Source organism: Bradyrhizobium sp. Leo170 (genome assembly GCF_004296405.1).
Lineage (GTDB): Bacteria > Pseudomonadota > Alphaproteobacteria > Rhizobiales > Xanthobacteraceae > Bradyrhizobium.
Map to the genome: position 1 here is coordinate 1 of NZ_PSRR01000481.1, position 4,757 is coordinate 4,757.

Genomic DNA, 4,757 nt, shown 5'->3' on the forward strand with positions numbered 1-4,757 from the left:
GGAATATTTTTCGCGCGACGGCTGGACGAGGCAAATCACCTTGGAATTGCTGGCGAATTTTTCTCCTCCGTCATTCCGGGGCGTCCGAAGGACGAGCCCGGAATCCATCCAACCGCAGAGCATGCGGTCCGATGGATTCCGGGCTCACGCTACGCGTGCCCCGGAATGACAGCGCGGACCATGGCCAGCGGCTTGGAACTCACTTTCTTAGCGGAGCTCAGCAATCCATAGCGCCGCTTGTGGAGACGTGGATTGCTTCGTTCCGCTCGCAATGACGGGGTGAGTTCGGAATTACTTCTGTGCCGTCACCATCGGGCAAGCGCTGCTCGAGAGCGATGGAAATGCGTCCTTGCCTTCGACGGTTGCGAGGATCCTGAAGACATCCGACGGGTCGGACACCTCGCTCGCCTTCTTGACCTCGGCGAGGTACATGTCGTGCACCATCAGGTTGTCGGCGCGAAGCTTGCCGTTTCGCGCGAAAGCATCATTGAAGGTGCGGCCCTGCAAATCCTTGACGACGGCGGCCGGATCCTTGGTGTTCGCGGCCTGGACCGATTTGATGTAGTTCAACGCGGACGAATACACGCCCGCCTGCATCATGCTCGGCGGCTTTCCCATCTTGGCGGCATAGCGCTTTGCGAATTCGCGCGTCCGGTCATCCATGTTCCAGTAGAAGCCAATCGTGGCAAGCAAGCCCTGCGCGCTCTTCAGGCCAATGCTTTGGATGTCATTGACGTCAATCAGCAGCGCGATCATCTGTTGGCCGCCGCTGGTGAGGCCAAATTCTTCCGCTTGTTTGATGCCGTTCTGAGTGTCCGCGCCAGCGTTGGCCAGTGCGATGACCTTCGCGCCCGAAGACTTGGCCGTCAGGAGGACCGAGCTGAAATCTGCCGTGTTGATCGGATGCGGCGCATGCCCCAGTGACTTCCCTCCGCCCTTGGTCACGACTTCCGTCACATCGCGCTCGAGCGCGTGGCCGAATGCGTAGTCCGCAGCAATAAAGAACCACGTGTCGGCTCCACGTTGGAGCAACGCTTTCCCGGCCACGTTCGCGAGTGCGTAGGTATTATATGTCCATTGGATGAAATTGGGAGAACATAGCTTTCCACTCAGATCCGCGGAACCTCCCGCGGATGTGATGAACATCTTGTTTCGATCCTTGGCGAAGTTCTGGACCGCAATACATACTGACGACACCGGCACGTCGAGGATGACGTCGACGCCATCCTGATCATACCATTGGCGCGCAATATTCCCGCCGAGGTCGGGCTTGTTCTGATGATCGGCGGAAATCAGCTCGATGGGTTTGCCCAGGACGCTGCCACCACACTCTTCGATCGCCAATTGGGCGGCCGCCACCGATCCCTTGCCGCCATTGTCTGCGAACAGGCCATTCATGTCCGTCAGGACACCGAACTTTAACGGCGTATCTCCCGCGGCGCGGACAATCGCCGGCGAGAAGACTGTGGCACCAAGGCCAGCAAGAAATGTGCGCCGTTTCATCTTTTCACTCCCTTTTTTGTTTTGCGGCAGTTTGCGTTGTCACTCACAGTTCTGCAAGTCATCCGTCAAGGGAAAGCAGAAGCAATCCACATAAGCGCCATCAGTCGTCATTGCGAGCCACCGGGTCGGCGCGAAGCGCCGCCCCGGTGGCTCGCAATGACGCAAAACAAAAAAGGCGCCCCGTGTGGAGCGCCTTTCCGATCGTTGCGGCAGTGAAAACTCACTGCGAATAGTACATGTCGAACTCGACCGGGTGTGGGGTCATTTCGAAGCGCTCGACTTCGGTCATCTTGAGTTCGATGTAGGCGTCGATGAAGTCGTCGTCGAACACGCCGCCGGCCTTCAGGAACGCGCGGTCCTTGTCGAGGTTTTCCAGCGCCTCGCGCAGGCTTCCGCACACGGTCGGGATCGACTTCAGCTCTTCCTTCGGCAGGTCGTAGAGGTCCTTGTCCATTGCCGGGCCCGGATCGAGCTTGTTCTTGATGCCGTCGAGGCCGGCCATCAGCATCGCCGCGAAGCCGAGATAGGGGTTGGCCATCGGGTCGGGGAAGCGGACCTCGACGCGCTTGGCCTTCGGCGAAGCGGTGTAGGGGATGCGGCAGGAGGCCGAGCGGTTGCGCGCGGAGTAGGCGAGCAGCACCGGCGCCTCATAGCCCGGGACCAGGCGCTTGTAGGAGTTGGTTGTCGGATTGGTGAAGGCGTTGATCGCCTTGGCGTGCTTGATGATGCCGGCGATGTAGGAGAGGCAGGTCTCCGAGAGGTCGGAGTACTTGTTGCCGGCGAACACCGGCTTGCCTTCCTTCCAGATCGACTGGTGGACGTGCATGCCCGAGCCGTTATCGCCGTAGACCGGCTTCGGCATGAACGTGGCGGTCTTGCCGTAGATGTGCGCAACCTGGTGGATGCAGTACTTGTAGATCTGCAGGTGGTCAGCCATCAGCGTCAGCGTGTCGAACTTCATGCCAAGCTCGTGCTGGGCGGAAGCGACCTCATGGTGATGCTTCTCGACCTTGACGCCCATCTTGGCCATGGCGCCCAGCATCTCCGAGCGCATGTCCTGCACCGAGTCCTGCGGCGGCACCGGGAAGTAACCGCCCTTGGTGCGGATGCGGTGGCCCAGATTGCCGCCTTCATATTCGGTGTCGGAATTGGTCGGCAGCTCCGAGGAGTCGAGACGGAAGCCGGTGTTGTAGGGATTTGCGGAGAAGCGCACGTCGTCGAACACGAAGAACTCGGCCTCGGGGCCGACATAGACGGCGTCGCCGACGCCCATCGACTTCACCATCGCTTCCGCCTTCTTGGCGATGCCGCGCGGATCGCGGTTGTAGGGCTCGCCGGTGGTCGGCTCGAGCACGTCGCAGGTGATCACCATCGTCGTCTCGGCGAAGAACGGGTCGATCGTCGCGGTGACGGGGTCGGGCATCAGGCACATGTCGGACTCGTTGATCGCCTTCCAGCCGGCGATCGAGGAGCCGTCGAACATCGTGCCTTCGGCGAAAATGTCATCGTCGATCATGCCGACGTCGAAGGTCACGTGCTGCCACTTGCCGCGCGGATCGGTGAAGCGAAGATCGACGTATTTGACGTCGTTGTCCTTGATCGATTTCAGGACGTCTTTGGCGGTCTTCATGAGTATCCCTTTTGACTTTGCGGGTCGGTTTCCAGGTGAGCGACGTTGTTCTCGCTTGGGCCAAGTTCGCGCGATGATACAAACGAAATCAGGCCGCCAAAGGCAGCCTTATTCTCTTCTAGGATCGCAAGATTTCGGATAGCACCGGGCTTAAATAGCGTCCAGCCCGGATTCGCCGGTCCGGATGCGGATCGCTTCCTCGATATTGGAAACGAAAATCTTGCCGTCGCCGATGCGGCCAGTCTGCGCCGCGCGGCGGATCGCATCGATCGCCTTCTCGACCAGGTCGTCGCCGATCACGATCTCGATCTTCACCTTCGGCAGGAAGTCGACGATGTATTCCGCGCCGCGATAGAGCTCGGCGTGACCCTTCTGCCGTCCAAACCCCTTGGCCTCCGTTACCGTGATGCCCTGAAGTCCGACTTCCTGAAGCGCCTCTTTCACCTCGTCGAGCTTGAACGGCTTGATGATGGCTTCGATTTTCTTCACTGAGGGCCTCCCGGGCATTTCCAGAATACAAAGTGCAGGTTCGATGCGCGTGGCGCAATCAGTTCGATCCGTCAACTCCCGGCGGAGCCGGAAATGCCCCTCACGGCCATACAAGGCGGCCGTCCTGAGCGGCTTCCTCAAAAGCAGGGTCTATGCCAAGTTATAAATGTCCCTGATTTCGGAATGTTATCAGCCTTTTAACGGGCAGACGGACAAGGTTGGATCGAGCGCCCCATGATACCGAAGCCTGCGAAATAGGCAAACGGATGAATTGGTGTGCAATCATCGGCGGATGATCGACGCGAGCCGGGCGAGGTGCCTGTCGAAAAGGCTGATAGATTGAGGATTCAGCATGGAAATCCTGACCACGGCTGAAATGGAACGCGCCGACCGGCTGACCATTGCCGGGGGCACACCTGGCTTTTCGTTGATGATGAGCGCGGGGCAGGCGGTGGCCGAAGCGGCCATGGACCTGGTCGAGGAGGGGCCGATCCTGGTGGTGGCGGGCCGCGGCAACAATGGTGGCGATGGCTTTGTCGCCGCCGCCGAGCTTGCTGCACGGGGGCGGGAGGTCTCGGTCATCCTGCTGTGCGAGCGCGACAGCCTGAAGGGCGACGCGGCGCTGGCCGCACGCGGCTGGAAATATCCGGTGCTGCCGTTCAACCCGCAGGCGATCGGCAAGCCCGCGCTGATTATCGATGCGCTGTTCGGCGCCGGGCTCGACCGTCCCGTGAAGGGCGAACCCCATGAGATGATCGAGGCGGTCAACGCCCATGATATGCCGGTGCTCGCTGTCGACCTGCCGAGCGGCATCAACGGCACCACCGGTGCTCCGATGGGGATCGCGATCCGCGCCACCGAGACCGTGACCTTCTTCCGCCGCAAGCCGGCGCATCTGCTCTTGCCGGGCAGGGTGCATTGCGGCCGCGTGCGCGTCGCCGATATCGGCATCGATCCGAAGGTGCTCGAGGAAATCCGCCCGGCTACCTTCGAGAATGTTCCGTCGACCTGGCAGCACGCGTTTCCGGTGCCGAAGATCGACGGCCACAAATATTCCCGCGGTCACGTCCTTGCCGTCTCCGGCGACATCGCCGCGACCGGCGCCTCGCGGCTTGCAGCGCGCGGCGCGCTGCGG

General features: G+C 60.8%; 5 protein-coding genes. 2 read left to right on the forward strand and 3 right to left on the reverse strand.

What is annotated here, in order from left to right:
* Positions 1-231 (forward strand): hypothetical protein (locus CWO89_RS47305; RefSeq protein ID WP_207234672.1); only part of this gene is annotated, 231 nt, incomplete at its 5' end.
* A gap of 60 nt (positions 232-291) precedes the next feature.
* Here CWO89_RS47305 and CWO89_RS40820 read toward each other — a convergent pair.
* The 3 genes from CWO89_RS40820 to CWO89_RS40830 all read right to left on the reverse strand — a co-directional run bounded on the left by CWO89_RS40820 (position 292) and on the right by CWO89_RS40830 (position 3,622).
* Positions 292-1,503, reverse strand: a complete 1,212-nt coding sequence (locus tag CWO89_RS40820; protein ID WP_130583902.1) for an ABC transporter substrate-binding protein — start codon at positions 1,501-1,503, stop codon at positions 292-294.
* A 220-nt stretch (positions 1,504-1,723) separates the two neighbouring features.
* Positions 1,724-3,133 carry a type I glutamate--ammonia ligase gene (gene glnA, locus CWO89_RS40825; protein ID WP_130583903.1) on the reverse strand — a complete coding sequence of 470 codons (1,410 nt, stop codon included), beginning with the start codon at positions 3,131-3,133 and terminating at the stop codon, positions 1,724-1,726.
* A gap of 150 nt (positions 3,134-3,283) precedes the next feature.
* Entirely contained in the window at positions 3,284-3,622 is a 339-nt protein-coding gene (locus CWO89_RS40830) for a P-II family nitrogen regulator (protein WP_011441447.1), read from the reverse strand.
* A 352-nt stretch (positions 3,623-3,974) separates the two neighbouring features.
* Between CWO89_RS40830 and CWO89_RS40835 the strand changes: the two genes are divergently transcribed.
* Positions 3,975-4,757, forward strand: a 783-nt coding sequence (locus tag CWO89_RS40835; protein ID WP_130583904.1) for an NAD(P)H-hydrate epimerase, incomplete at its 3' end; no start/stop codon positions are given.